The sequence below is a fragment of the Rhodococcus sp. 105337 genome (assembly GCF_012844225.1).
Classification (GTDB): Bacteria; Actinomycetota; Actinomycetes; order Mycobacteriales; family Mycobacteriaceae; genus Rhodococcus.
Genome location: NZ_JABAGQ010000005.1, coordinates 75794 through 97280, shown reverse-complemented (window position 1 = coordinate 97280; position 21487 = coordinate 75794). Strand labels below are relative to the sequence as shown.

Below are 21487 nucleotides of genomic sequence, written 5' to 3'. Positions count from 1 at the left end.
ACGGGACGGCGGATCGGCGCGGGCCGCTGCGGGGGAGGTCCCTGCGGTGGCCGCGGCCTGTTCCGAGGGTCTCGAGGATCGCCGTTCACTCGCACAACTGTACGGTCACGGCAGCCAGGACACGTGTCCTCGGAGTGCCTGATATCCCACGAATGCCACGGTGTCGATCAAGGCATGGGCGATCACCAGGGGCCACAACCTGCCCGTGCGCTGCCAATACCGGCCGAAGACGAGACCCATCACGACGTTGCCGAACCCGCCACCGAGGCCCTGGTACAGGTGATAACTGCCACGCAGCACTGCGGACGCGAACAGTGAAGAGTTCTCCGACCAGCCCAGTTGCCGCAGGCGGGTGAGGATGTACGCGACGACGAGGATCTCCTCGGCACCGGAGTTCGCCACTGCCCACAGCACCTCGGTGGGCACGCGCCACCAGTAGTCCGCCAGCACACTGGGCGCGACCGTGAGGTTCAGTCCCGCCGCGCGCGCGCCGAGGTAGAGCAGCAGGCCGGGGAAACCGATCAGGGCGGCGAGCCCGACACCGGGCAGTACATCCCGGCGGAGATACGGACGGGCCAGACCCACGGCTTTCGGGCCGAAGCCGCTGCGCCAGAGCAGGTACAGGCCCAGCGCTCCCCAGGCCGACAGCCGGAGGATGCCCAGGAGCTGACGGGCGAGATCGATGAACTGCTGTGACGACTGCGGGCTGTTCAGCGCAACGGTCCGGTCCGACAACGGCTCCGGTGCGAGCGCCGCCTCGAGCAGCGACAGGATCGACGAGAGACCGCTGAGCCCGAACGTGACGAGCAGAACGATCGCGATCTCGATCCACAGCGCGCGGCGTGCGGGGGCATCGAGAGGCGTGGCGGGGTTCTGCGCCGGCGGGCTCAGCCAGGAACGAAGCGTCGTCACCGGTGTCATTGTGCCGGACCCCGGCGGTGTCACTGTGCCGGACCGCGGCGGTGTCACTGTGCCGGACCGCGGCGGTCTCGTTCGGCCTAGCTCACGCCGCGACCTCGACGCCGAGCGCCTCGAGCAGAATCCGCCGATACTCCGCCGTCTGCAGGGGGTGCGCCGCTCGCGGGTGTGGCAGATCGATCGTCAGTTCCACCGCCGGCGAACCGTGATCGAGCACCAGCACGCGGTCGGCAAGCGCGATCGCTTCGTCGACGTCGTGGGTGACCAGCAGCACCGCCGGCCGGTGCACCGCGCACAACTCCTGGAGCAGCGCGTGCATCTTGATCTTCGTCAGCGCGTCGAGTGCACCGAAGGGTTCGTCGGCGAGAAGCAACTCGGGTTCGCGGACGAGCGACCGCGCAAGCGAGACCCGCTGTTGTTCACCGCCGGACAATTCGTTGGGCCACGCCGACTCCCGGCCGGCGAGGCCGACTTCGGCGAGCGCTGTCCGGCCACGTTCCGTCGCGTCGGGGCCGGTGAGTCCGAGGGTGACGTTGGCGAGCACACGGGCCCACGGCAGCAGCCGGGAATCCTGGAAGACGACCGCTCGCTTGCGTGGCACGTCGATCTCCCCCGACCCGGGCACCCCGTGGTCGAGTTCGGCGAGGGCGCGCAGCAGCGTGCTCTTGCCGGACCCGCTCCGGCCGAGCAGTGCGACGAACTCGCCTTCGCGAATCTCGAGGTCGACGTTGCGCAGGACTGCGCGCCCGTCGAATCCCCGGCTCAGGCCCGAGGTGCGGACCGTCAGCTTCCGATCGTCTTGCGCCATGCCAGCGCCTTCCTTTCTGCCGAGCGGACCAGCAGATCGCTGCCGAAGCCGAGGATCGCGTAGACCACGAGGCCGACGATGATGATGTCGGTGAGCCCGTAGGTGCGGGCCTGGAACATGAGGAACCCGATACCGCTCGTCGCGTTGACCTGCTCCACGACGACGAGGGCGAGCCAGGCCACCGTCACCGCCATGCGGAGACCGGTGAAGAACCCCGGGAGCGCGCCGGGCAGGGCCACACGCCGGACGAACTGCGCGCGCGACAGGTCCAGTGTCTCGGCGAGTTCGACGTAGCGGGAGTCGATGCCGCGCAGTGCCGAATAGGTGTTGATGTAGACGGGCACGAACACCGACAGGGCGATGAGCAGGATCTTCATCTCCTCGCCGATGCCGAACCACAGGATCGCGAGCGGCATCAGTGCGAGCGTCGGAATCGACCGCTTGATCTGCACCGGGCCGTCGAGGAGCGCTTCACCGATCCGGGACAGGCCCGAGATCAGAGCGAGCAGCAACCCGAAGAAGACACCGAGAACGCCGCCGATCACCGCACGCTGCACGGAGGTGAGCAGGTTGCTCTGCAGGCGTCCGTCGGCGATCAGATCCCAGGCGGTGGTCACCACCGTCCACGGTGCCGACAGTGTCTTCGGGTCGAGTTGCCCGGTCGCCGACGCCACGATCCAGACGGCCAGCAGGATCGTCGGTCCGATGGCGAGGCCGAACTTGATCGGCCGTCCGGGTGCGAGGCGGCTACGGCCGCGCCGAGGAGGCAGGCCCGGCTCGTTGTCCGGGTCCGGTTTCTGGTCGGTGGCGCCGTCCCCGGCGAGGCCGCTCCCGAATCGCCGGAGGTCGACAGTGGGCACGCTCATGTGGCTTGTCCTTTCGTCGGGGGAGAGTCAGGCCGTCCCGGAACTCGCGAAAGTGCGTGCGTACTGGCTTTCCGGCCGGGTCAGGCCGTAGTGGTCGCGCAAGGTGGTACCGGTGTACTCGGTGCGGAACAGTCCGCGCTCCTGGAGGATCGGGACGACGGTGCTGGTGAACGCCTCGAGTCCCTGGGGGTACTGGGGCGGCATGATGTTGAACCCGTCGGCCGCACCGCGGGTGAACCACTCTTCGATGATGTCCGCGATCTGCACCGGGGTTCCGGCGACGACGTTGTGCCCGCGCGCTCCGGCAAGCTTGTGGAGCAGTTGACGCAGCGTCGGCTGTTCACGCTCGACGATCTTGGCGAAGACGAGACGCCGGCTGTTGTCGTTGTCGGTGATGTCGCCGGCTCCCGCGAAGAGTTCGGCCGGCACGACGGCGTCGAGGTCCAGTCCGGAGACGTCGATCCGCCCCATCTTCTGTAGTTGCCCGAGTCCGTACTCGACGATGGTGAGTTCGTTGAATTCGCGGTGCAGTTCTTGTGCTTCGGCCTCGGTTGCGCCGAGGAACGGGCTCAGGCCGGGGAGGATCTTGACGTGGTCGGGATTGCGTCCGGCGTCCGCCGCGCGGAGCTTGATGTCTCGGTAGAACGCCTGCGCATCCGAGATCCGCTGGTGTGCGGTGAAAATCGCCTCGGCATAGTTCGCGGCGAAATCGCGTCCGTCGTTCGACGATCCGGCCTGGACCAGGACCGGCCGGCCCTGCGGGGATCGGGCCGAGTTGAACGGGCCGCGAACGCTGATGTACTCACCTTCCACGTCGACGCGGTGGATCTTGTCCGGGTCGGCGTACACCCCCGCGGCCTTGTCGGCGACCACGGCGTCGTCCTCCCACGAATCCCACAGTTTCACTGTGGCGTCGACGAATTCGCGTGCACGTGCGTATCGCTGACGCACGTCGGGATGGTCGGTGAGGCCGAAATTCGCCGCTGCCGCATCGGACGCGGTGGTGACGATGTTCCATCCTGCGCGGCCACCGGAGATGTGGTCGAGCGACGAGAACAGCCGGGCGAGATTGTAGGGCTCGTAATAGGTGGTCGACGCGGTGGCGATCAGGCCGAGATGCGTGGTGACCGTGGCCATCGCGACGAGCGTGGTGATCGGTTCGAGGCCGTAGTCGGGCCGGTACCGCACTTCGGTGCGCAGCGCGGGCCCGTCGGCGAAGAACACCGCATCGAGTTTGGCGGCTTCGGCTGCACGTGCCAGTTCCTGGAAGTAGTGCACGTCGTAGATGCGCTCGGGTGCGCTCCCGGGGTGACGCCACGATGCTTCGTGGTGGCCGGTCGGGTAGATGAAGGCATTGAGGCTGAGCTGGCGGTGCGTCATGAGAAAGGTCCCCTCGGAGATCAGTTGCGAACGTGTCCGGCGCCGGCGTCGGCTACCGCGGCCTGGACTACTTCGTCGAAGCGCAGGTCGAATGCTTCGGCTGCCTCGACGGGTCGTGGCAGTTCGCCGGCCGCGTCGATCACGTCGACGGTGTGCTGCTGGGTGGCGACGAGGTTCTCGTCGAGTCTCGGGAAGGTCGTCGGACCGTTGGCGTCGAGAATGCGGCGCCCGTCCTCGACGGTCAGGCCCTGGCTCTTGACGAAGTACTCGTCGATCCACGCGTCGCGGTTGTCGTTCGCCCAGTCCACGGACGCGATGTACGCACCGACGTAGGCGCGGATCGCGGCCGCTGTCGCGGGATCGGACAGTGCCTTCGCGCTCGAGTACAGGTAGGAGATCCCGTCACTGAGATCGGCGATCTCGTCGCGGGGGAGGGCGGTGGCGCCCGGGGTCTGCATGTACCGGGAGAACACCGGTTCGCTCATCGGTGCGGCGTCGATCTGGTCGGATCGCAGCGCGTCCGGGAAGTCGGCGAGTGCCATCGGCGTGAGTGTCACATCGTCGACGTCGAGACCGGCCTTGTCGAGCGCGCGGAGGACGAACGCCTGCTGGGAGGTGCCCTCGGCGTAGCCGATGCGCTTGCCCGACAGTGCGGCCAGCGAGTCGATGTCGGAGCCCGGCGCGACGCCCAAGTTGAGGCTGTTGTCGGTCTGGACAGCGGTGATCACCCGCACGTCGTCGCCCGCGACGAGCGATTGCACAGCCATGATCTCGCCTGCCCACGCCACGTCGACGGCGTCGGCGCGAAATGCCTCGAGGATCGACGGTGCGCCCTGGAACGTGGCGAACTCGTATTCGAACGGCAGCGAGTCGAGGTTGCCGGACGCCGCCAGCGCGACCTGCTGTCGTTCGCCCTGGTCGGCGATGACGATCTTCGTCCCGGCGGGGATGTCGGTCGGAAGCGGACTGTCGGGCGAGAGACCGCCGCCCGCGGGTCCCGAACCACACGCGACGACCGCGGTCAGGACGAATGCGGCTGCGGTGGTGAATCCGGCGTGACGTAGGCGGAACATGTACTTCCCTCGGGCTCGAACGATCGACGGTGAGTCCGCCCGGACGGTGCCGGGGGCTGATGATCATCATCGAGTTCGAGCGCGGGGGTCACCACAGTTAGCGTCAGCGTGATCCGAAGTCCTCCCGGCGCAGGCGAGGGTGCAGGCCGTTCCGGAACGGGCATCCGACCAGCAGGCGCAACGCCCGGCTCAGCCCGGAGGGGTCGTCGACCGGTTCGTCGAACGGGATGCGGACGTCGTGGTCGCCGCGGCCCGATTCGATCCGCAGCCGCACGCCGTACCGGTCGATGCCGAGCGGACGGATTCGTCCCCCTCTCTGGGCTTCCGGAATCCGGCGGGCGATGCGCATCACCAGGTCCGCGTGCTGTTCTTCGAGGTGCTCGAGCCACGCGGTCTCGAGTGCGGCGAACGGGTCGGGCGCGGCGTCGAGCACATCCACGACGTTCACGGCCTCCGCGCCGGTCGTATCCGCCGCGACGACGGAATCGAGGCTCAGCCGCAGCAGTTCGGACCCGTGGCCCACGTCGAGAAGTTCCGGATGAGGCAGGGTTTCCGCGATTTCCGCGGCGAGCAGGCGAGGGTCCCGGACCGGGTGCAGGGTGCCGCTGAACCAGATGAGCGAGCGCACCGGGTTGCGGAGGGCCAGCGGTGAGTGGTCGGCGAGTTCGAGGACCGCGGATAGTCCCGCGCTGCCCGCATGCCGGGTGAGTGCGGCGGCGGGGCTGTGCGCGGGCACGACGATGGCGAGGTCGTCGTCGGTATGGAGGTGGTGGATCGTGGTGGGGACGGGATCGCAGCCGTCGACAGCGAGGCGGGAGGTGTCGGCGCGGATGAGGGCGGTGCGCACGCGTTCGGCCGTGGTGGGTGCGGGGACGGCGGTGGACGTGGTGGTGTGCATGACAACCCCTCCTGGCTATGTAGGTGAGGCAAACCTAAGTCATCGTCCTCGGGGAGGCAAGAGGTCCCGGGTCTAATCTGGGATGCGTGCCGATCCCCCTTCCCCTCGGAATGCCGCCGTCCCGCGAGGAGCCGCGCGGGTTGCTGGACGGGCTGCTGACCGGACGGTACGACTCGCCGGACGATGACCGCGAGGTCACCGGACCGCTGTTCGCGCCTCCGATCGTCCCGGCCCGCGCGATCACCGTCCCTCCGGGCCGCGACCTCGTCGTCGAACTCGATACGTCGGGTCCGCCCCCCGCGCCGGCGGGCTGGCGACCGGTGCGTTACCAGATCGGGTGCACTCCCGACGTCCTCGACGATGTCCTCGCAGTCACGGCACCCGCACCGCTGGCCGTATACGTGGACGGACCCGACGACACGCTCGCCGACACCGCACGCGCACTCACCGAAGCCGGACATGTACCGGGTCTTCCCGCAGGTCACGGCCTCGGCGCGGTCTCCGACTTCCTCGCGGTCCTCGCCCACGCCGACACGGGCTACGTCGCCCGCGCGACCAGCACGCAGGACGTGGTGGCGCTGCTGTCCGGGACCGCGGCGGCCCTGAGCGGTTTCGACATCCGGGAGGCCCTCGCGTCACCCGACGTGTCCTGGTTGCGACGGCTGATCCCCGAAGCGGCGTCCGCACTGCGGGAGATTCTTCTGGCCGTCGAAGTCGACGACCCCGGCCGGGTCGCGCGCGAACTCGGCGAACTGGGGCTGTCGGCCGGCTGAACGGCACCGGCCCGACACCGCAATCCGCAGACTCGGGGTGCGTAACCTCGTAGGCGTGCCACGTATCGCCTATTTCGGCCCGTCGGGAACCTTCACCGAGATGGCCCTCGCCCGTTTCGAGGAACTCGGTGCCTTCGATGCGCCGGTCGAGCGGGTCTCCGCCGCCAGCCCTCCCGCGGCCTTGCAGATGCTGCGTGACGGCGAGGTCGACGGAGCGGTCGTGCCGATCGAGAGTTCGGTCGAAGGCTCGGTGCCGCCGACGATGGACGGACTCGCCCTCGGCTCTCGGCTGCAGATCGTCGCCGAAACCGAACTCGACATCGCCTTCACGGTGGTCGCGCGGCCCGGAGTCGCTCGCGAGGATGTCGCGACCATCGGTGCGTATCCCGTCGCAGCGGCCCAGGTGCGGGAGTGGATCGCCGACAATCTGCCGGGCGCCGCGATCGTCGCCGCGGACTCGAACGCGGGGGCGGCAGAGGATGTCGCATCCGGGAAGGTCGACGCGGGGGTTGCCACGGCGCTGGCCGGTGAACGGCTCGGTCTGGCGGTGCTGGCCGACGGCGTCGCGGACTTCGCGGGTGCCCGCACCCGGTTCGTGCTCGTCTCGCGGCCCGGGCCGGTACCGAAGCGCACCGGCTGCGATCGCACGTCGGTGGTCCTGCAACTGCCGAATGTTCCGGGTTCGCTGGTGCGGGCCATGACGGAACTGGCGACCCGCGGAATCGATCTCACCCGCATCGAATCACGCCCCACCCGTATGGATTACGGGACCTACTTCTTCCATCTGGACTGGGTGGGCCATATCGACGACGCGCTCGTCGCGGAGGCACTCAAGGCCCTGCACCGTTTCGCGCAGGTACGGTTCCTCGGTTCGTGGCCGGCAGTGTCCGAGCACGGGGTGCCTCCCGTCTCCGACGACGACGATGCGCAGTGGCTCGAGCGACTGCGCCGCGGAGAGGAACAGCGGTGAGCGGAAAGTTGATATTGGCCCGGCACGGCCAGACGGTGGCGAACGTCGCACGGCGTCTCGACACCAAATTGCCCGGTGCGGAACTGACCGAACTGGGAATCGAGCAGGCACGGAGCCTCGGCCGCAATCTCGTCGAGCGCGGCCCGTCGCTTCTCGTGGCGTCGCGGGCGATCCGGGCGCGGCAGACCGCGGAGCAGGTCTCTCCGGCCGTCGGGCTCGACACCTCGGTCCTCGACGGCCTGCACGAGGTGCAGGTCGGTGATCTCGAGGATCGCAGCGACGAGGAGTCGCACACCCTGTTCATGAAGGTCTACGAGGAGTGGCACAGCGGCGACCTGCGCACGCGGGTGCCGGGCGGCGAATCGGCGATCGACGTTCTCGACCGGTTCGTGCCGGTGATCGACGCATTGCGCGCCGACCATCTCGAGGAAGGGTCGGGGGAGGTCGTCGTCGTCAGCCACGGCGCAGCCATCCGTCTCGTCGCGGCGTACCTCGGCAAAGTGCCGGGCGGGTTCGCCACGAGCAATCATCTGGCCAACACCGAGACCGTCGAACTCGTGCCGGTGCGGGGCGGGGGCTGGGAGTGTGTGCGGTGGGGCACGTTCACCGGCCCGTTCCGCGACACCCACCGCGCCGGCGCCGACGACCCGATGGGCTGAGAACGCGCAGTTCACGCGGACTCTCGCAATCGATATCGCTCTCGCCCACTGCTCGTATGCAGGCGCGCATCCCGTCCCTCCGGCGGAGCGACGTGCCGCGGTGTCGATCGTTCGCGGACGAAACCGCCGGGTATCGTCGAGCCGTCCGGATGAAGTAACGATCGGTAGGTTGGGTGCGGTACATGGATGGTTCCACCGACGACGCCGTCGACCCGCTCGAGGGTCGGGTCGTGCCGGATGCGGAGAACGCGCACTCCGATTGGCGGACGTTGCAACCGCTCGACCTCAGCCCGATCCTGTCCGCAGCGCTCGACGCCTTCTACGAGACCGGGTTCCACGGGACATCGGTGCGCGAGATCGCGCGGCGGGTCGGCGTGACCGTGCCCGCGCTGTACTACCACCACGAGAACAAAGAAGGCCTGCTCATCGCCCTGCTCGAGCTGTCGACCAGCGACGTGCTCTCCCGAGCGCACGCCGCCGACGCGGAGGGTGCCGGCGATCCGGTGCGCAGACTGGCAAACGTGATCGAGGCGATCGTGCTGCGGATGACGATGCGGTCGGCGCTCGCCGCGCTCGAAGGTGAAGCTCGCTATCTCAGTCCCGAGAATCGTCAGCGGTACCGCGCGGTGCGCAAGGGCATAGAGGAACTGGTGCGTGAGATCGTCGAGGAAGGTGCTGCGACGGGCGATTTCGACGTCGACGACCCGGCCGAGACCACCCGGGCACTGCTCGGGATGTGCCAATCGATTCCCCGCTGGTACCACGCGGAGGGAACTCTGAGCCCCGAAGCGGTCGCGAAGAAGTATGTGGCGATCGCCCTCAAGACGGTCGGCTCTCGCCGCGATCCGCTCTGAGGTCAGGCGCGACGCCGGAAGTCCGCGGTGCGCTTGTCCTGGAAGGCGGACACTCCTTCGGCGAAGTCCGGGCCCGCGAGCAGATCGAGCTGACCTACACGCTCACGGCCGAACGCGTTGCCGAGTTCGGTGAGCGTCGCGTCGTTGATCGCCCGTTTGGTGGACGCGAGGGCCACAGACGGACCGTCTGCGAGCCGGACGATCAATTCCTCGACCGCCGTGTCGAATTCGTCGTCGGGGTAGACATCGGCGATGAGGCCGGACGCGAGCGCTTCCGGCGCCGGGAGCCGTTCGGCGAGCATCGCCATCCGCAGCGCCCGGGCACGACCGATCGACGCTGCGACGAGTGCCGTCGCACCACCGTCCGGCATCAGGCCGATCTTGGCGAACGCGAGCAGGAAGTAGGTCGATTCCTTCGCGACCGTAAGGTCGCACGCAAGTGCGAGTGACACACCGACGCCGGCGGCGACGCCGTTGACCGCCCCGACAACCGGTCGCGGAAAATCCCGGATCGTCGCGACGACCCGGTTCGCGGCGTCGATGGTGTCGGGCGTGGGAGGAGCGGTCAGGTCACGGCCGGAGATGTCGGCGCCCGAACAGAACGCCCGTCCGCTTCCGGTCAGGATCGCGGCGCGGACGGTGGGGTCGCCGCCGTGCCTGTCGAAAGCCTCCGCGACGGCGACCAGGGTGTCGGTCTCGACCGCGTTCATCCGGGCGGGACGGTCGATCGTGACGCGCAGGATGCCGTTGCCGACGCTCGAGGTGACTCCGGGCGGGTCGGTGCTCATGCGGTTCTCCTCGGTGTGGTGGCCGACTGCCTGCGGTGACGGCGCGCAGCGGCGAAGCCTCTTCTCTCCCTATCAGACCTGCGTGTCGTCCGCTGGGTACCGAGTTCGTTGACCGCGTGCTTACCCCGTGGTAAGTCTTTAGCGATCGATAGGTACACGGTTGGGAGTGGGGCGCTCCACACTCCACGCACTCCGGCCGGCCCTGCTCGAACCCCTCGGAAGGAACGTCATGGCACAGGCCGTCATCGTCGACGTGGTCCGCACTGCCGTCGGCAAAGGCAAGCCCGGTGGTGCGCTGTCGGGTACGCATCCCGTCGAACTTCTGGCCCACGTCCTGCGTTCGCTCGTCGAGCGCAACAACCTCGACCCCGTCCTCGTCGACGACGTCATCGGCGGTTGCGTGCAGCAGGTAGGCGAGCAGGCGCTCAACATCTCGCGCTCGGCACTGCTGTCGGCGGGTTTCCCGGACTCGGTTCCGGCCACCACCATCGACCGTCAGTGCGGATCGAGCCAGCAGGCTGCGCATTTCGCGGCGCAAGGCGTCATCGCGGGTGCGTACGACATCGTCATCGCGTGCGGTGTCGAGTCGATGAGCCGCCTCCCGATGGGCACGTCTTCGATCGGGCAGGACTCGTTCGGCCCCGGCGTCGCCGCCCGGTATCCGGAAGGTCTGGTCAACCAGGGGATCTCGGCGGAACTCATCGCCGCGAAGTGGAGTTTCGACCGCGACGCCGTCGACGCCTACTCCGCGCGTTCGCACCAGCGCGCCGCCGCCGCGATCGCGGCAGGAAACTTCGACCGGGAGATCGCCCCGATCACGGTCACGAACGCAGACGGCGAGCAGGTCGTGCACGGCGTCGACGAAACCGTGCGCGCGTCGACCACCGTCGAGGCACTTGCCGGGCTGCGTCCGTCCTTCCGCACCGACGAGTACGCCGCACGATTCCCCGAAGCGCAGTGGCTCATCACCCCCGGCAACTCGTCGCCGTTCACGGACGGTGCGTCGGCCGTTCTGATCATGAGCGAAGAAGCCGCGACCAAGCTGGGCCTGACTCCGCGCGCGCGATTCCACTCGTTCGCCGTCGCCGGAGACGACCCGCTCTTCATGCTCACGGCGCCCATCCCGGCTACCCACAAAGTGCTCGCCAAGTCGGGCCTGTCCATCGACGACATCGACTCCTACGAGGTGAACGAGGCGTTCGCGCCCGTCCCGATGATGTGGGCCGAGGAGTTCGGCGCGGACGAGGCCAAGCTCAATCCGTGGGGCGGTGCCATCGCACTGGGTCACGCACTCGGCTCGTCGGGTACGCGCCTGCTGAGCACGCTCGTCAGCACCCTCGAGGCGACCGGCGGCCGCTACGGCCTGCAGACCATGTGCGAGGGCGCGGGCATGGCCAACGCGACCGTGATCGAACGTCTCTGACCCACCGCCGTACCGAATCTCTCGTCCGAAATCCCCACAGTGAAAGGCTTTTCATGATCGTCAACGACAGCGTCGCCATCGTCACCGGTGGTGCCTCCGGGCTCGGCCTCGCCACCGTCAAGGCTCTGCTCGCCGACGGCGCCCAGGTCGTCATCATCGACCTGCCGTCCTCCAACGGCGAGACCGTCGCCAAAGAACTCGGCGACCGGGTCCGCTTCGCGGCGGCAGACGTCACCGACGAGGCCGCGGTCACGGAGGCGCTCGACCTCGCCGAATCGCTCGGCCCCCTGCGCGTCGCGGTCAACTGCGCCGGCATCGGCAACGCCATGAAGACGGTGAGCAAGAAGGGTGCGTTCCCGCTCGACGCCTTCAAGAAAGTCGTGGACGTCAACCTCTTCGGCACGTTCAACGTGATCCGCCTCGCCGCCGAGCGCATCGCCAAGACGGAACCGGTCGACGGGGAGCGCGGCGTCATCATCAACACCGCCTCCGTCGCGGCATTCGACGGCCAGATCGGCCAGGCCGCCTACTCGGCATCGAAGGGCGGCGTCGTCGGCATGACCCTGCCGATCGCACGCGACCTCGCCTCGCTCCTCATCCGCGTCGTCACCATCGCACCCGGCCTGTTCAAGACCCCGTTGCTCGGCTCTCTGCCGGAGGAGGCGCAAGCGTCTCTCGGACAGCAGGTTCCGCATCCCGCGCGCCTCGGTGACCCCTCCGAGTACGGCGCTCTCGCAGCGCACATCGTGTCCAACCCGATGCTCAACGGCGAGGTCATCCGTCTCGACGGTGCCATCCGCATGGCGCCGCGCTGAACCTCGCGGAAGAACCCGCCGGGAGGATCTCGATGTTCGACCTGACAGGCACACGGGCGCTGGTGACGGGCGGTTCCGCCGGTCTCGGCCTCGGTATGGCGCGGGGCCTCGCACGTGCCGGCGCAGACATCGCGCTCTGGGGACGAGACACCGCCAGACTCGGACGCGCGGCCGACGAACTGAGCGGCTTCGGTGTCCGCGTGACGACGCGGTCGGTCGACGTGTCCGACGAGCACGCGGTGGTCGACGGTGTCGCATCCGTCGTCGGCGAATTCGGTGGGCTGGACACGGTGGTCGTCAATGCGGGAATCGGTGCGGCACTGCAGAAGTTCCACGAGTCGTCGACGGAGCAGTACCGGAAAGTGATGGGCACCAACGCCGACGGTGCGTACTTCACGTTGCGGGAGACGTCGAAGGTGCTGGTGGATCAAGGTACCGGCGGGTCGGTGATCGTGACGTCGAGCCTGGGAGCGTTGCAGGGCGCAGGACGCAACCAGGCGTACGGCGCGAGCAAGGCCGCGGTGCTCGCGCTCGCCAACGGGTGCGCCGTCGAACTCGCGCGCTACGGCATCCGGGTCAACAGTGTGCTGCCGGGCTGGATCGCGACCGATATGACCGGGCAGCTGCAGGACTCGGACGTGTTCAACCGCAACGTCATCTCCCGCGTGCCGTTGGGTCGCTGGGGGCGGCCGGAGGATTTCGAGGGTATCGCCGTGTACCTCGCGAGCGACGCATCGGCGTTCCAGACCGGAAGCGCGACGGTGATCGACGGCGGCTACAGCATGTTCTGATCCGCAGCCCGGCCGAGTCGATCGAAGGACCGGCATACCGGCTCGGCCGGGCTACGGTGAGGCACATGGACGTCCGCCGCCGCGTCACCGAAGCCCGGGTGGCCCGCCTGGCCACCGCAGACGGGTCCGGCGAACCGCACCTGGTCCCGATCGTGTTCGCCCTCGACGGCGATGCGATTCACACCTGCGTCGACGACAAGCCGAAGACCACCCGGCGGCTACGTCGCCTCGCAGACATCGCAGCGAACCCCCGCGTGAGTGTGCTCGTCGACCATTACAGCGACGACTGGTCACAGCTGTGGTGGATTCGCATCGACGGCATCGCCACGGTCCACGCCGCGGACACCGATGCGGGCGCCGCCGGCCTCGACGCGCTGGTGCGCAAATATCCGCAGTATCAGTCGAAACGACCACCGGGACCGGTGATCACCATCGCTCAGCTGCGCTGGCGATCATGGTCGGCGTGAGTCCGAAGTCAGCGAGAGCATCGCGTCCGCGACCTCCCCGACCGCCGATTCGGGGATCGCCGTGGCAGCTTCGGCGAGCACCAGCAATTGTGCTCCCGGAATCTCGTGCGCGATGGCCTCGCCGTTGCCGAGAGGAAAGAACGGGTCCCGCCGGCCGTGTACGACGAGCGTGGGGACATGGATCCGGGAAAGGCGCTCGCGCCAGCGGGGTGTGCAGTCGAGTGTGGAAAAGACCGTTCCGAGCTGGTTGGCCATCTGGATCGCGGGAGTTGTGCCGGGTGTCCGGTCCCAGATGCGCGCGGCGGTCGCGCGTGCGGTGACGGGGGCGTCGCCGAGGATCTCCGCGCCGGCAGCGGCGAACTCCGCCACCGCGTTTCGGTCGGTCCAGTCGGGCATCGGAAGCGCGAACAGTCGATTCATCGTCGCCTGGTCGTGGTCGGGGAGGTCGGGGTCGCACTTGCCGGGCGCGACCGCGCGGGTACCCACCAAGGTGAGTCCCCGGAACGCGCTGGGGTGCTCGAGCACCGCGAGCTGGGCGACCATCCCACCGACCCCGATTCCCGCAAGGTGCGCAGGCCTGCCGCCGAGCGCGTCGGCGAGGGCCGCCGCGTCGGCGGCGAGGTCACGCAGGGTGTAGGTGGGTGTCTCCGGGTCCGCCGTCGTCGACTCACCGCTGTCGCGCAGGTCGTACCGCACGACGCGACGTCCGCCCGCGGCGAGGTGCTCACACAGTCCATCGGGCCAGGAGAGCATCGTCGTCCCGCCGACGAGCAGGACGAGTGGCGCATCGGAGTCACCGAAGGACTCGACACCCAGATCGACCCCGTTGGCACCGACGGTGGTCATCTGCCGCTCAGCTTTCCGACGCGGCGACTGCCGCCACGGTTTTCGAACAGCCGGCAGCCTCGACAATCTCGGCGTCGACGACCCTCATGACGTTGCTGCGTGTGTCCCATGGTCTCGGCTCCTTCTCGACAAGCTTCGTGCCCGTCCGCTTTCCGGAAGCAAAGCCCGCACAAGCAGGAAGTGGGCCGGGCGTTACTCGGACAGACCGGAGCAACGTCCCGATCTCATCGGCCGAGTCCCTCGGCGGCGCCCGTTCCGTCCTCGCCGCCCGATAGTTCCCACCGCGGTGCGTGTGCCGCGGGCGGCTTCGGTCTCGTGGTTCCTAGGATGGGCGGGTGTCCGATTCCCCCGAAAAACTCATCCGTGTCAGCGCGGTCGTGCTCCGCGACGCCGACGGGCAGGTGCTGACGGTACGCAAGCGCAACACGTCCCGGTTCATGCTTCCCGGTGGAAAGCCCGAACCCGGCGAGTCGGCAGCCGAGGCTGCGGTGCGTGAGTGCGCGGAAGAAGTCGGGGCGGTGCTCGACCTCGGTTCGCTGCGACGGATCGGGGTGTTTCTGGCGGATGCGGCCAACGAACCGGGCTGGAAAATCGAGGGGACGGTGTTCGAGCACCCGTTCGTCGGCATTACGGGCAGCGCGGCGGAGATCGAGGAGATGCGCTGGCTCGACCCGGCGCTCCACCCGTTGCCCGGCGATCTCGCGCCCCTGCTCGAGCATTTCGTCCTCCCGGCGATCGCGCGCTGACAGACTGTGCGCCCCGGAGGGAAGTGTCATTTCCGGAACGGTATTGCGCCGTTCTCGTGAATCGGGAAATGTGAGCGGCACCAGTACGGCACTGCACACGTTTGCACGGAAGGACTCTTCATGGCGCTCACCGCCCTGCTCGAACTCGAATTCAAGGCCGACGCGCTCGACGACGCCAAAGCGGTGATGAGCCGGGTGCTCGGCGAGACCCGCGCGTTCGACGGTTGCGACGGAATCGAGATTCTGGTGGACCGGACGAACGAGGCCCGCTGGGTCGTCGTGGAGAAGTGGCGTTCGGCCGAGCACGACGCCGCCTACCGCAAGTTCCGCGCGGGCGAGGGCGCCATCACCGATCTCGGTCCGCTCCTGGCCGGAGCGCCGAAGCTCACGCAGTACACGACTCTCTGAGTCGCACCCCACAGACGACGACAGCGTGGCATGCCTGGGCATGCCACGCTGTCGTGTGTGCCGGACGAACCCGGAGGGTCGTCAGAGCGACAGCCGCTTGCGGGCCGCGGCGTATTCGTCGGCGAGTCGCTCGACGACGCGAGCGGTGGGAGCGATCCGGTCGATGACGGCGATGCCCTGACCCGCACCCCAGATGTCGCGCCACGCCTTCGCGGTGCCGCCGGGTTCGGTCTTGTCGTCACCCAGGTTCATCGCGGACGGATCCGAGGTGGCGAGGTTGTCGGGGTCCATGCCCGCGCGGCTGATGCTGCCCCGGAGGTAGTTGGCGTGCACGCCGCTGAACAGGTTCGTGTAGACGATGTCGGAGGCCGACGAGTCGACGAGCATCTGCTTGTACTCGTCCTGGGCGTGTGCCTCCGTCGTCGCGATGAACGCCGACCCGATGTACGCGAGATCCGCACCGGCAGCCTGCGCGGCGAGAATGGAATTGCCGTGCGCGATCGCGCCGGACAGCAGCAGCGGACCGTCGAACCAGGTGCGGATCTCCTGGACGAGAGCGAACGGAGACTGCGTGCCCGCATGTCCGCCGGCGCCGGTGGCGACCGCGATCAAGCCGTCGGCGCCCTTCTCGACGGCTTTCTTCGCGTACCGGTTGTCGATGACGTCGTGCAGGACGATGCCGCCGTACGAGTGGATCGCGTCGTTGACGTCGGTGCGTGCCCCGAGCGAGGTGATGACCAGCGGCACCTGGAACTCGACGATCGTCGCGAGGTCTTCTTCGAGGCGGTCGTTGGACCGGTGCACAATGAGGTTCACCGCGTACGGCGCGGACGGTGTCTCGGGATTGTCGGCGTCGTACCGGGCGAGTTCGTCGGTGATCCGGGTCAGCCACTCGCGCAGTTGCGAGTGCGGGCGGGCGTTGAGCGACGGGAACGACCCGACAACACCCGAAATGCATTGTGCGATCACGAGATCGGGGTTGGACACGATGAACATCGGCGATGCCACGACGGGCAGGCGCAGGCGATCCTTCAGAATCGGCGGCAGACTCATATACGTAACTCCTCGAGGGTGAGTGGTCAGGCTTGCTCTAGTTGTGCCGCCATGCGGGGGATCAGCGCCTGCAGGCCCTTGACGGGGCGGATCATGACTTTGAACCCGACGATCCGGTCCCGGTCGTCCCACTCGATCAGATCCACGCCGTTGACGTGTACGTCGTCGAGATCGGCGACGAATTCGAGCACCGCGGAGTTCGGGCCGTACCACTCGCCGACGTAGTGGAACCCGGTGTCGCCACCGAACACGGTGAGCGCCGCCCGGAGGTACGCGACCGTCTTGGCCTTGCCTTCCTGCGGGGTGAACACGGCGGGCGACAGGAACACGGCGTCGTCGGCGACGAGTACGTCCAGCGCGTCGAGGTCGTTCGTCTCGATCAGGTGATGCCATCGGTCGATCACTGCCGGGCGGGCGGGATGCGTCACGTGGGTTCGCCTCTCGGTGGGGTGGGTCCGAGCGTAGAGTCCGCCGACTAAACGGTCAACAGTGACTGTTCGTGATTCCGCTCCGGGTGGGGTGCGCCCGGGTGCCGGTCCCCGGCGGCGCAGCGGCAGAGGCTAAGGTACGACGGGGCGGCGCGTGTCGCGTGCCTCGTCGTGACATCGAAAGTGGAGGTAACCGGGATGTTTGAACTCTTCGGCATGATCGTCGTCGTGCTTTCGATCGCTGTCGTGACCGTCGGCACCCTGATCCTGCTCGTGATCTCGACGATCAACCCGCATTTCATGCAGCGCAAGGCCAAGAACCCGAGCCTGGTCAAGGCCGACGCACACCGCGCCGAGTAACCAGCCCGTCGGACCGGCCGGAGAGCGCCTACCCCCAGCCCAGCTGGTGGAGGCGCTCTTCTTCGATGCCGAAGTAGTGCGCGATCTCGTGGACCACCGTCACCAGCACTTCGTGGACGACGTCGTCGTCCGTCCGGCAGATATCGAGAATGGCGTCCCGGTAGATCGAAATCGTGTCCGGTAACGACCCCGCGTAATGACTGTCGCGCTCGGTGAGCGCGATCCCCTGATACAGACCCAGCAGATCCGGCTCCTCGTCGTGGCGCGGTTCGACGAGCACCACGACGTTGTCGATCGCGCGCGCCAGTTCGGCCGGGATCTCGTCGAGCGCCTCCGAGACGAGCTCCTCGAAATGCTCGTCGCTCATGTGTACGCCCATCACTGACCCGGGAGGGGAACGGCGCCGGGCAGCGGACTCGGCAGCGACCTGCCCTCGGGCAGCGGTTCCGGCGCCACCGGCGGCTGGCCGTCGATGAGGATGTCACCCTTCGCCGATCCCGTGATGGATGCGAATCCGCCGCCTTCGACCTGCTTGCCGATCGAGCAGTTGACCTTACGGCTGCCTGCGAGCCAGCTGTCGTACCCGAGGTTGTCCCAGAACAACGTCAGCGTCTTGTTGCGGAGCGCCTGCGGGTCGCCCAGGTATTCGCCGACCAGTCGCGTGCACGTCTCCTCGAGGTACCTGTCCTGGTCTTCGATGCTGGGGAGACCTTCGGGGAACTGCGACGACAGATCGACGGTGGCGACGACCTCGAACGCGTGCGGTTTCGCGCAGTCGACGGGGTCGGCCGGGATGCCGTTGTTGATGCCGATGCACACTCCGGTGTCCCACGCCCGCGACTGGTCCTGCTCTGCCACCCGTCCCTCGATGGGGAGGAGATTGCCCGTCGTCGACGAGAACTGCAGACCGCACCGCAGCGTTCGTTCTCCGGCGGCCCATCCGGCCTCGCCGGGATTGATCAGACCGACGCTGAACTTGCCGACCGGATCGAATCGGCTCTCGAGATAGTCCATCGCCGCCGGGACACACAGTTCGTCGCGCAGGGCGGTGAACCGCATCACCGACGGGAATCGGGAACCCGGCCCCCACTCGGCACCCGGGAACGTGCTCAGATCGATGTCGGCGACCACCTCGAACAGGTGCCTCTGCTCGCAGTCGACCTTGGTGAGATCGCCGGCATCGAGAGCGGTCCAGGTGAGGCAGTCACCCGTCGAGGCGGTGCCGAACGCTTCGCCCGCCACCGCGCCCGTGGTCGCCACGCTCCGGCCGTTGTCGGTGGTTCCGTCGGTGGAACCCTCGAAACCCGCCACGACGAACGTCGCGACCGCCGCGAGCACAGCGCCCACGGCGACGAATATCAGCGCGCGTCGGGTCAGCCTCGCGGAAGGCGGGCGTCGGTGGGGCTGCTGCTCAGATTCTTCGGCCATCACGTTCCATCATGCCCGTTCGTGCGGCCGGCGGTAGCGTCGGATCATGACCGATGAGCCTATAGATCCGCGAATTCTCGAGATCGCCCAGCTTATGTTCGACGCGGCGCGCGCCGGCGATGCCGCAACCCTTGCCGAGTATGTGGACGCGGGGGTGCCGGCGAACCTCACCAACGGTTCCGGCGACACGCTGGTCATGCTCGCGGCGTACCACGGTCATGCGGATGCGGTACGGGTGCTCGCCGAGCGGGGTGCAGATCTCGATCGCCTCAACGACAAGGGCCAGTCGCCGCTGGCGGGTGCCGTGTTCAAGGGAGCCGACGACGTCGTCCGGGTTCTGTCCGAAGCCGGTGCCGATCCACGGCTCGGGCATCCCACCGCAATCGATACGGCCAAGATGTTCGGGCGCGAGGAGTATCTGGAACTGTGGCAGCGGTAGGCTTCCAGTCGTGATCGACCTCAAGTTCCTCCGCGAGAATCCCGATGTCGTGCGTGAATCGCAGCGCACCCGAGGCGAAGATCCGGGCCTCGTCGATACCCTGCTCGAGGCCGATGCGGCGCGCCGGGCGGCTGTCCTCGCCGGCGACAACGCGCGAGCCGAACAGAAGGCTCTGGGTAAGAAGGTCGGCCAAGCCGCCCCGGAGGAGCGCGCCGCGCTTCTCGAGGGAGCGAAGGAACTGGCCGCCAAGGTCAAGGAACTCGAGGTCGAGCAGAACGCCGCCGAGCAGACCCGGGAGCGCGCACACCTCGCGATCTCCAACGTCGTGGAGGGCGCCCCCGCCGGTGGCGAGGACGATTTCATCACCCTCGAGACCGTCGGTGAGCTGCCCACCTTCGACTTCGAGCCCAAGGATCACCTCGCGCTCGGTGAGTCGCTCGGGCTGATCGACATGGAACGCGGAGCCAAGGTGTCGGGTGCGCGGTTCTACTTCCTCACCGGCTACGGCGCGCTGCTGCAGCTCGGCCTGCTGCAGCTCGCCGCGCAGAAGGCCACCGCGAACGGCTTCACCATGATGATCCCGCCGGTGCTCGTGCGTCCCGAGGTCATGCAGGGCACCGGGTTCCTCGGGCAGCACGCCGACGAGGTGTACCACCTGGAAGAGGACGATCTGTACCTGGTCGGTACGTCCGAGGTTCCGCTCGCGGGCTACCACTCGGGCGAGATCCTGGACCTGGAGAAGGGCCCGAAGCGGTACGCGGGCTGGTCGTCGTGCTTCCGCCGCGAGGCCGGCAGTTACGGCAAGGACACGCGCGGCATCATCCGCGTGCACCAGTTCGACAAGGTCGAGATGTTCGTCTACTGCAAGCCGGAGGACGCCGCTGCCGAGCATCAGCGTCTGCTGTCGTGGGAGCGCGAGATGCTCGCCTCGATCGACGTGCCCTACCGGATCATCGACATCGCCGGTGGCGACCTCGGATCGTCGGCGGCCCGGAAGTTCGACTGCGAAGCCTGGGTGCCCACGCAGGAGCGCTACCGCGAGCTCACGTCGACGTCCAACTGCACGACCTTCCAGGGCCGCCGGCTCAACGTCCGGTATCGCGACGAGAACGGCAAGCCGCAGATCGCGGCGACCCTCAACGGAACGCTCGCGACCACGCGCTGGCTCGTCGCGCTGCTCGAGAACCACCAGCAGGCCGACGGCTCGGTGAAGGTGCCGGCGGCGCTGGTGCCCTTCGTCGGACGCGAGGTGCTCGAGCCCGTCGTCTGAGCTGCTCGGGCTCACTCGTCGAAGGTGTGGTGACGCGCACTCAGTCGCGGTGACGCACGACGTTGATCACGTTGCCATCCGGTGCCCGGACCAGGAATCGGCGCACACCCCACTCCTCGGTGGTGAGAGGGTGGACGATCTCGTAGCCGGCCTGCCGGGCTTCGTCGTATGCGGCATCGACGTCGTCCGTGTGGACGGACATCACCGCATCCTCCGGTGCGGTGGCGTCACCGCTGACGAGCTGGACGTGCGCTCCGCTGTCGGGATCGGTGTAGCGGGCCACCCAGCCCATGTCGAACTCTTCGGTACTCAACCCCAGGTAGTCGCGGTAGAAATCCTTGGCCGATTCGACGTCGGATACATGAAGGTTGGTGGTGATGCGCCTGGCATGCATGTCGTCCTCCTACGCGGCGGGTACACCGATCGTCGGCGCAGGGCGCCTCGATGTCGACCCTTCGAGCTGCGGGCGCGACGAACCGAGGCGCTCCAACCCTGACGCGTCGGGTTCAGCGCAGAACCAGGCAGGTCGAGGACGCGGTGGCGATCAGTCGGCCGTCCGCGTCGCGCGCCTCGCCCCGCGCGGTCGCGGTGCGACGGCCGGTGTGCTCACAGAACCCGTGGACACGCACGGCGGACTGTCCGGGCTGGATCGGCCTTATGTACCGGACCTGCAGGTCCAACGTCGTGTACCCCACTCCGGCCTCGAGCGTGCTCGACACGCTCAGTCCCATGGCGGTGTCGAACATCGCCGCGAGCACGCCGCCGTGCACGCTGCCGACGGCGTTGGCGTGGAACTCCTGAGGTTCGATGCACACCTCGACGAACCCTTCGCGGGCGTCGGTGACGGCGAAACCGAGGGTCCGCGACGTCGGATGCTGCGGGATGGAACCGTCGATCATGCCGCGCAGGAAGTCGAGGCCGTGCATGTCGCGATTGGCGGCGGCGGTGGGTGCCGGATCGTCCCAGGTGTAGGTGCGCGAGCGCTCGGGCGCATTCTCCTCGGTCACCGTCCGACCGTATCCGATG

The 21487-nt window shown here is 68.0% G+C and carries 27 protein-coding genes; 13 read left to right on the top strand and 14 right to left on the bottom strand.

Going from position 1 to position 21487, the window contains the following annotated elements:
• Positions 1-105: 105 nt before the first annotated feature.
• The 6 genes from HF886_RS10455 to HF886_RS10430 form a co-directional block, all read right to left on the bottom strand.
• Positions 106-921, bottom strand: coding sequence for a CPBP family intramembrane glutamic endopeptidase (locus tag HF886_RS10455; RefSeq protein ID WP_169620812.1), 816 nt, complete (start codon positions 919-921; stop codon positions 106-108).
• An 82-nt stretch (positions 922-1003) separates the two neighbouring features.
• Positions 1004-1726, bottom strand: coding sequence for an ABC transporter ATP-binding protein (locus HF886_RS10450; RefSeq protein ID WP_169652254.1), 723 nt, complete (start codon positions 1724-1726; stop codon positions 1004-1006).
• Positions 1702-2592, bottom strand: coding sequence for an ABC transporter permease (locus tag HF886_RS10445; RefSeq protein ID WP_169652253.1), 891 nt, complete (start codon positions 2590-2592; stop codon positions 1702-1704). Before HF886_RS10445 ends, HF886_RS10450 begins: the two co-directional genes overlap by 25 nt.
• Before the next feature lie 27 nt (positions 2593-2619).
• The gene (locus HF886_RS10440) at positions 2620-3972 is read right to left on the bottom strand and encodes an LLM class flavin-dependent oxidoreductase (RefSeq protein ID WP_169620809.1); all 1353 of its coding nucleotides are present in this window, start codon (positions 3970-3972) and stop codon (positions 2620-2622) included.
• Between the two features lie 20 nt (positions 3973-3992).
• Entirely contained in the window at positions 3993-5045 is a 1053-nt protein-coding gene (locus HF886_RS10435) for an ABC transporter substrate-binding protein (RefSeq protein ID WP_169652252.1), read from the bottom strand.
• A 103-nt stretch (positions 5046-5148) separates the two neighbouring features.
• On the bottom strand, positions 5149-5943 hold the full coding sequence (locus HF886_RS10430) for a DUF2470 domain-containing protein (protein ID WP_169620807.1): 795 nt from the start codon (positions 5941-5943) through the stop codon (positions 5149-5151).
• A gap of 110 nt (positions 5944-6053) precedes the next feature.
• Here HF886_RS10430 and HF886_RS10425 point away from each other — a divergent pair, with 110 nt between their 5' ends.
• The 4 genes from HF886_RS10425 to HF886_RS10410 all read left to right on the top strand — a co-directional run bounded on the left by HF886_RS10425 (position 6054) and on the right by HF886_RS10410 (position 9199).
• Complete coding sequence (locus HF886_RS10425; protein WP_169621061.1) at positions 6054-6716, top strand: hypothetical protein; 663 nt, start codon at positions 6054-6056, stop codon at positions 6714-6716.
• Between the two features lie 55 nt (positions 6717-6771).
• Complete coding sequence (pheA, locus tag HF886_RS10420; protein ID WP_169652251.1) at positions 6772-7686, top strand: prephenate dehydratase; 915 nt, start codon at positions 6772-6774, stop codon at positions 7684-7686.
• A complete protein-coding gene (locus HF886_RS10415) occupies positions 7683-8345 on the top strand; it encodes a histidine phosphatase family protein (protein ID WP_169620805.1) in 663 nt (220 codons plus the stop codon). The genes pheA and HF886_RS10415 overlap by 4 nt, the downstream gene beginning before the upstream one ends.
• 182 nt (positions 8346-8527) lie before the next feature.
• Positions 8528-9199 carry a TetR/AcrR family transcriptional regulator gene (locus HF886_RS10410; RefSeq protein WP_169652250.1) on the top strand — a complete coding sequence of 224 codons (672 nt, stop codon included), beginning with the start codon at positions 8528-8530 and terminating at the stop codon, positions 9197-9199.
• A gap of 2 nt (positions 9200-9201) precedes the next feature.
• Here the strand turns inward: HF886_RS10410 and HF886_RS10405 are convergent, their stop codons facing one another.
• Positions 9202-9987, bottom strand: coding sequence for an enoyl-CoA hydratase (locus tag HF886_RS10405; RefSeq protein ID WP_169652249.1), 786 nt, complete (start codon positions 9985-9987; stop codon positions 9202-9204).
• Positions 9988-10216: 229 nt separating this feature from the next.
• On the opposite strand from HF886_RS10405, the gene HF886_RS10400 reads away from it, so the two are divergent.
• The 4 genes from HF886_RS10400 (at position 10217) to HF886_RS10385 (ending at position 13483) form a co-directional block, all read left to right on the top strand.
• Entirely contained in the window at positions 10217-11410 is a 1194-nt protein-coding gene (locus HF886_RS10400) for a thiolase family protein (protein WP_169620802.1), read from the top strand.
• A gap of 53 nt (positions 11411-11463) precedes the next feature.
• Complete coding sequence (locus tag HF886_RS10395; RefSeq protein ID WP_169652248.1) at positions 11464-12225, top strand: 3-hydroxyacyl-CoA dehydrogenase; 762 nt, start codon at positions 11464-11466, stop codon at positions 12223-12225.
• A gap of 32 nt (positions 12226-12257) precedes the next feature.
• Positions 12258-13016 carry an SDR family oxidoreductase gene (locus HF886_RS10390; RefSeq protein WP_169652247.1) on the top strand — a complete coding sequence of 253 codons (759 nt, stop codon included), beginning with the start codon at positions 12258-12260 and terminating at the stop codon, positions 13014-13016.
• A gap of 65 nt (positions 13017-13081) precedes the next feature.
• A complete protein-coding gene (locus tag HF886_RS10385; RefSeq protein WP_169652246.1) occupies positions 13082-13483 on the top strand; it encodes a TIGR03668 family PPOX class F420-dependent oxidoreductase in 402 nt (133 codons plus the stop codon).
• Here HF886_RS10385 and HF886_RS10380 read toward each other — a convergent pair.
• A complete protein-coding gene (locus tag HF886_RS10380) occupies positions 13469-14329 on the bottom strand; it encodes an alpha/beta hydrolase (RefSeq protein WP_169652245.1) in 861 nt (286 codons plus the stop codon). The genes HF886_RS10385 and HF886_RS10380 overlap by 15 nt on opposite strands.
• A gap of 335 nt (positions 14330-14664) precedes the next feature.
• On the opposite strand from HF886_RS10380, the gene HF886_RS10375 reads away from it, so the two are divergent.
• Together HF886_RS10375 and HF886_RS10370 are read left to right on the top strand one after the other, a co-directional pair.
• Positions 14665-15075 carry an NUDIX domain-containing protein gene (locus tag HF886_RS10375; protein WP_296550634.1) on the top strand — a complete coding sequence of 137 codons (411 nt, stop codon included), beginning with the start codon at positions 14665-14667 and terminating at the stop codon, positions 15073-15075.
• 120 nt (positions 15076-15195) lie between these two features.
• The gene (locus tag HF886_RS10370; RefSeq protein WP_169652244.1) at positions 15196-15483 is read left to right on the top strand and encodes an antibiotic biosynthesis monooxygenase; all 288 of its coding nucleotides are present in this window, start codon (positions 15196-15198) and stop codon (positions 15481-15483) included.
• 81 nt (positions 15484-15564) lie between these two features.
• On the opposite strand, the gene HF886_RS10365 is transcribed toward HF886_RS10370, so the two are convergent.
• Both HF886_RS10365 and HF886_RS10360 read right to left on the bottom strand, forming a co-directional pair.
• Positions 15565-16536: a nitronate monooxygenase family protein gene (locus tag HF886_RS10365; RefSeq protein ID WP_169620797.1), complete on the bottom strand. Its 972-nt coding sequence runs from the start codon at positions 16534-16536 to the stop codon at positions 15565-15567.
• A 26-nt stretch (positions 16537-16562) separates the two neighbouring features.
• Entirely contained in the window at positions 16563-16964 is a 402-nt protein-coding gene (locus tag HF886_RS10360; protein ID WP_169620796.1) for a nuclear transport factor 2 family protein, read from the bottom strand.
• Between the two features lie 198 nt (positions 16965-17162).
• On the opposite strand from HF886_RS10360, the gene HF886_RS10355 reads away from it, so the two are divergent.
• The gene (locus HF886_RS10355) at positions 17163-17324 is read left to right on the top strand and encodes a hypothetical protein (protein WP_169620795.1); all 162 of its coding nucleotides are present in this window, start codon (positions 17163-17165) and stop codon (positions 17322-17324) included.
• Between the two features lie 28 nt (positions 17325-17352).
• Here the strand turns inward: HF886_RS10355 and HF886_RS10350 are convergent, their stop codons facing one another.
• Positions 17353-17691, bottom strand: a complete 339-nt coding sequence (locus HF886_RS10350; RefSeq protein WP_169620794.1) for a metallopeptidase family protein — start codon at positions 17689-17691, stop codon at positions 17353-17355.
• A gap of 11 nt (positions 17692-17702) precedes the next feature.
• The gene (locus HF886_RS10345) at positions 17703-18752 is read right to left on the bottom strand and encodes a septum formation family protein (protein ID WP_169620793.1); all 1050 of its coding nucleotides are present in this window, start codon (positions 18750-18752) and stop codon (positions 17703-17705) included.
• Between the two features lie 46 nt (positions 18753-18798).
• Between HF886_RS10345 and HF886_RS10340 the strand changes: the two genes are divergently transcribed.
• The gene (locus HF886_RS10340) at positions 18799-19191 is read left to right on the top strand and encodes an ankyrin repeat domain-containing protein (protein ID WP_169652243.1); all 393 of its coding nucleotides are present in this window, start codon (positions 18799-18801) and stop codon (positions 19189-19191) included.
• A gap of 10 nt (positions 19192-19201) precedes the next feature.
• The gene (gene serS / locus HF886_RS10335; RefSeq protein WP_169620791.1) at positions 19202-20461 is read left to right on the top strand and encodes a serine--tRNA ligase; all 1260 of its coding nucleotides are present in this window, start codon (positions 19202-19204) and stop codon (positions 20459-20461) included.
• Between the two features lie 40 nt (positions 20462-20501).
• On the opposite strand, the gene HF886_RS10330 is transcribed toward serS, so the two are convergent.
• Positions 20502-20855: a VOC family protein gene (locus tag HF886_RS10330; protein WP_169620790.1), complete on the bottom strand. Its 354-nt coding sequence runs from the start codon at positions 20853-20855 to the stop codon at positions 20502-20504.
• Between the two features lie 112 nt (positions 20856-20967).
• Positions 20968-21387: a PaaI family thioesterase gene (locus HF886_RS10325; protein ID WP_169652349.1), complete on the bottom strand. Its 420-nt coding sequence runs from the start codon at positions 21385-21387 to the stop codon at positions 20968-20970.
• Between the last annotated feature and the right edge of the window lie 100 nt (positions 21388-21487).

What these genes read in the sequence shown, in the direction of transcription:
- HF886_RS10355 (WP_169620795.1), top strand. Translation starts at nt 17,163, where the DNA reads ATGTTTGAACTCTTCGGCATGATCGTCGTCGTGCTTTCGATCGCTGTC.
- HF886_RS10325 (WP_169652349.1), bottom strand. Translation starts at nt 21,387, where the DNA reads ATGCACGGCCTCGACTTCCTGCGCGGCATGATCGACGGTTCCATCCCG.
- HF886_RS10435 (WP_169652252.1), bottom strand. Translation starts at nt 5,045, where the DNA reads ATGTTCCGCCTACGTCACGCCGGATTCACCACCGCAGCCGCATTCGTC.
- HF886_RS10455 (WP_169620812.1), bottom strand. Translation starts at nt 921, where the DNA reads ATGACACCGGTGACGACGCTTCGTTCCTGGCTGAGCCCGCCGGCGCAG.
- HF886_RS10380 (WP_169652245.1), bottom strand. Translation starts at nt 14,329, where the DNA reads ATGACCACCGTCGGTGCCAACGGGGTCGATCTGGGTGTCGAGTCCTTC.
- HF886_RS10365 (WP_169620797.1), bottom strand. Translation starts at nt 16,536, where the DNA reads ATGAGTCTGCCGCCGATTCTGAAGGATCGCCTGCGCCTGCCCGTCGTG.
- HF886_RS10370 (WP_169652244.1), top strand. Translation starts at nt 15,196, where the DNA reads ATGGCGCTCACCGCCCTGCTCGAACTCGAATTCAAGGCCGACGCGCTC.
- HF886_RS10350 (WP_169620794.1), bottom strand. Translation starts at nt 17,691, where the DNA reads ATGAGCGACGAGCATTTCGAGGAGCTCGTCTCGGAGGCGCTCGACGAG.
- HF886_RS10425 (WP_169621061.1), top strand. Translation starts at nt 6,054, where the DNA reads ATGCCGCCGTCCCGCGAGGAGCCGCGCGGGTTGCTGGACGGGCTGCTG.
- HF886_RS10440 (WP_169620809.1), bottom strand. Translation starts at nt 3,972, where the DNA reads ATGACGCACCGCCAGCTCAGCCTCAATGCCTTCATCTACCCGACCGGC.
- HF886_RS10330 (WP_169620790.1), bottom strand. Translation starts at nt 20,855, where the DNA reads ATGCATGCCAGGCGCATCACCACCAACCTTCATGTATCCGACGTCGAA.
- HF886_RS10340 (WP_169652243.1), top strand. Translation starts at nt 18,799, where the DNA reads ATGACCGATGAGCCTATAGATCCGCGAATTCTCGAGATCGCCCAGCTT.
- HF886_RS10345 (WP_169620793.1), bottom strand. Translation starts at nt 18,752, where the DNA reads ATGGCCGAAGAATCTGAGCAGCAGCCCCACCGACGCCCGCCTTCCGCG.
- HF886_RS10450 (WP_169652254.1), bottom strand. Translation starts at nt 1,726, where the DNA reads ATGGCGCAAGACGATCGGAAGCTGACGGTCCGCACCTCGGGCCTGAGC.
- HF886_RS10445 (WP_169652253.1), bottom strand. Translation starts at nt 2,592, where the DNA reads ATGAGCGTGCCCACTGTCGACCTCCGGCGATTCGGGAGCGGCCTCGCC.
- HF886_RS10430 (WP_169620807.1), bottom strand. Translation starts at nt 5,943, where the DNA reads ATGCACACCACCACGTCCACCGCCGTCCCCGCACCCACCACGGCCGAA.
- HF886_RS10395 (WP_169652248.1), top strand. Translation starts at nt 11,464, where the DNA reads ATGATCGTCAACGACAGCGTCGCCATCGTCACCGGTGGTGCCTCCGGG.
- HF886_RS10405 (WP_169652249.1), bottom strand. Translation starts at nt 9,987, where the DNA reads ATGAGCACCGACCCGCCCGGAGTCACCTCGAGCGTCGGCAACGGCATC.
- HF886_RS10385 (WP_169652246.1), top strand. Translation starts at nt 13,082, where the DNA reads ATGGACGTCCGCCGCCGCGTCACCGAAGCCCGGGTGGCCCGCCTGGCC.
- HF886_RS10410 (WP_169652250.1), top strand. Translation starts at nt 8,528, where the DNA reads ATGGATGGTTCCACCGACGACGCCGTCGACCCGCTCGAGGGTCGGGTC.
- HF886_RS10400 (WP_169620802.1), top strand. Translation starts at nt 10,217, where the DNA reads ATGGCACAGGCCGTCATCGTCGACGTGGTCCGCACTGCCGTCGGCAAA.
- HF886_RS10390 (WP_169652247.1), top strand. Translation starts at nt 12,258, where the DNA reads ATGTTCGACCTGACAGGCACACGGGCGCTGGTGACGGGCGGTTCCGCC.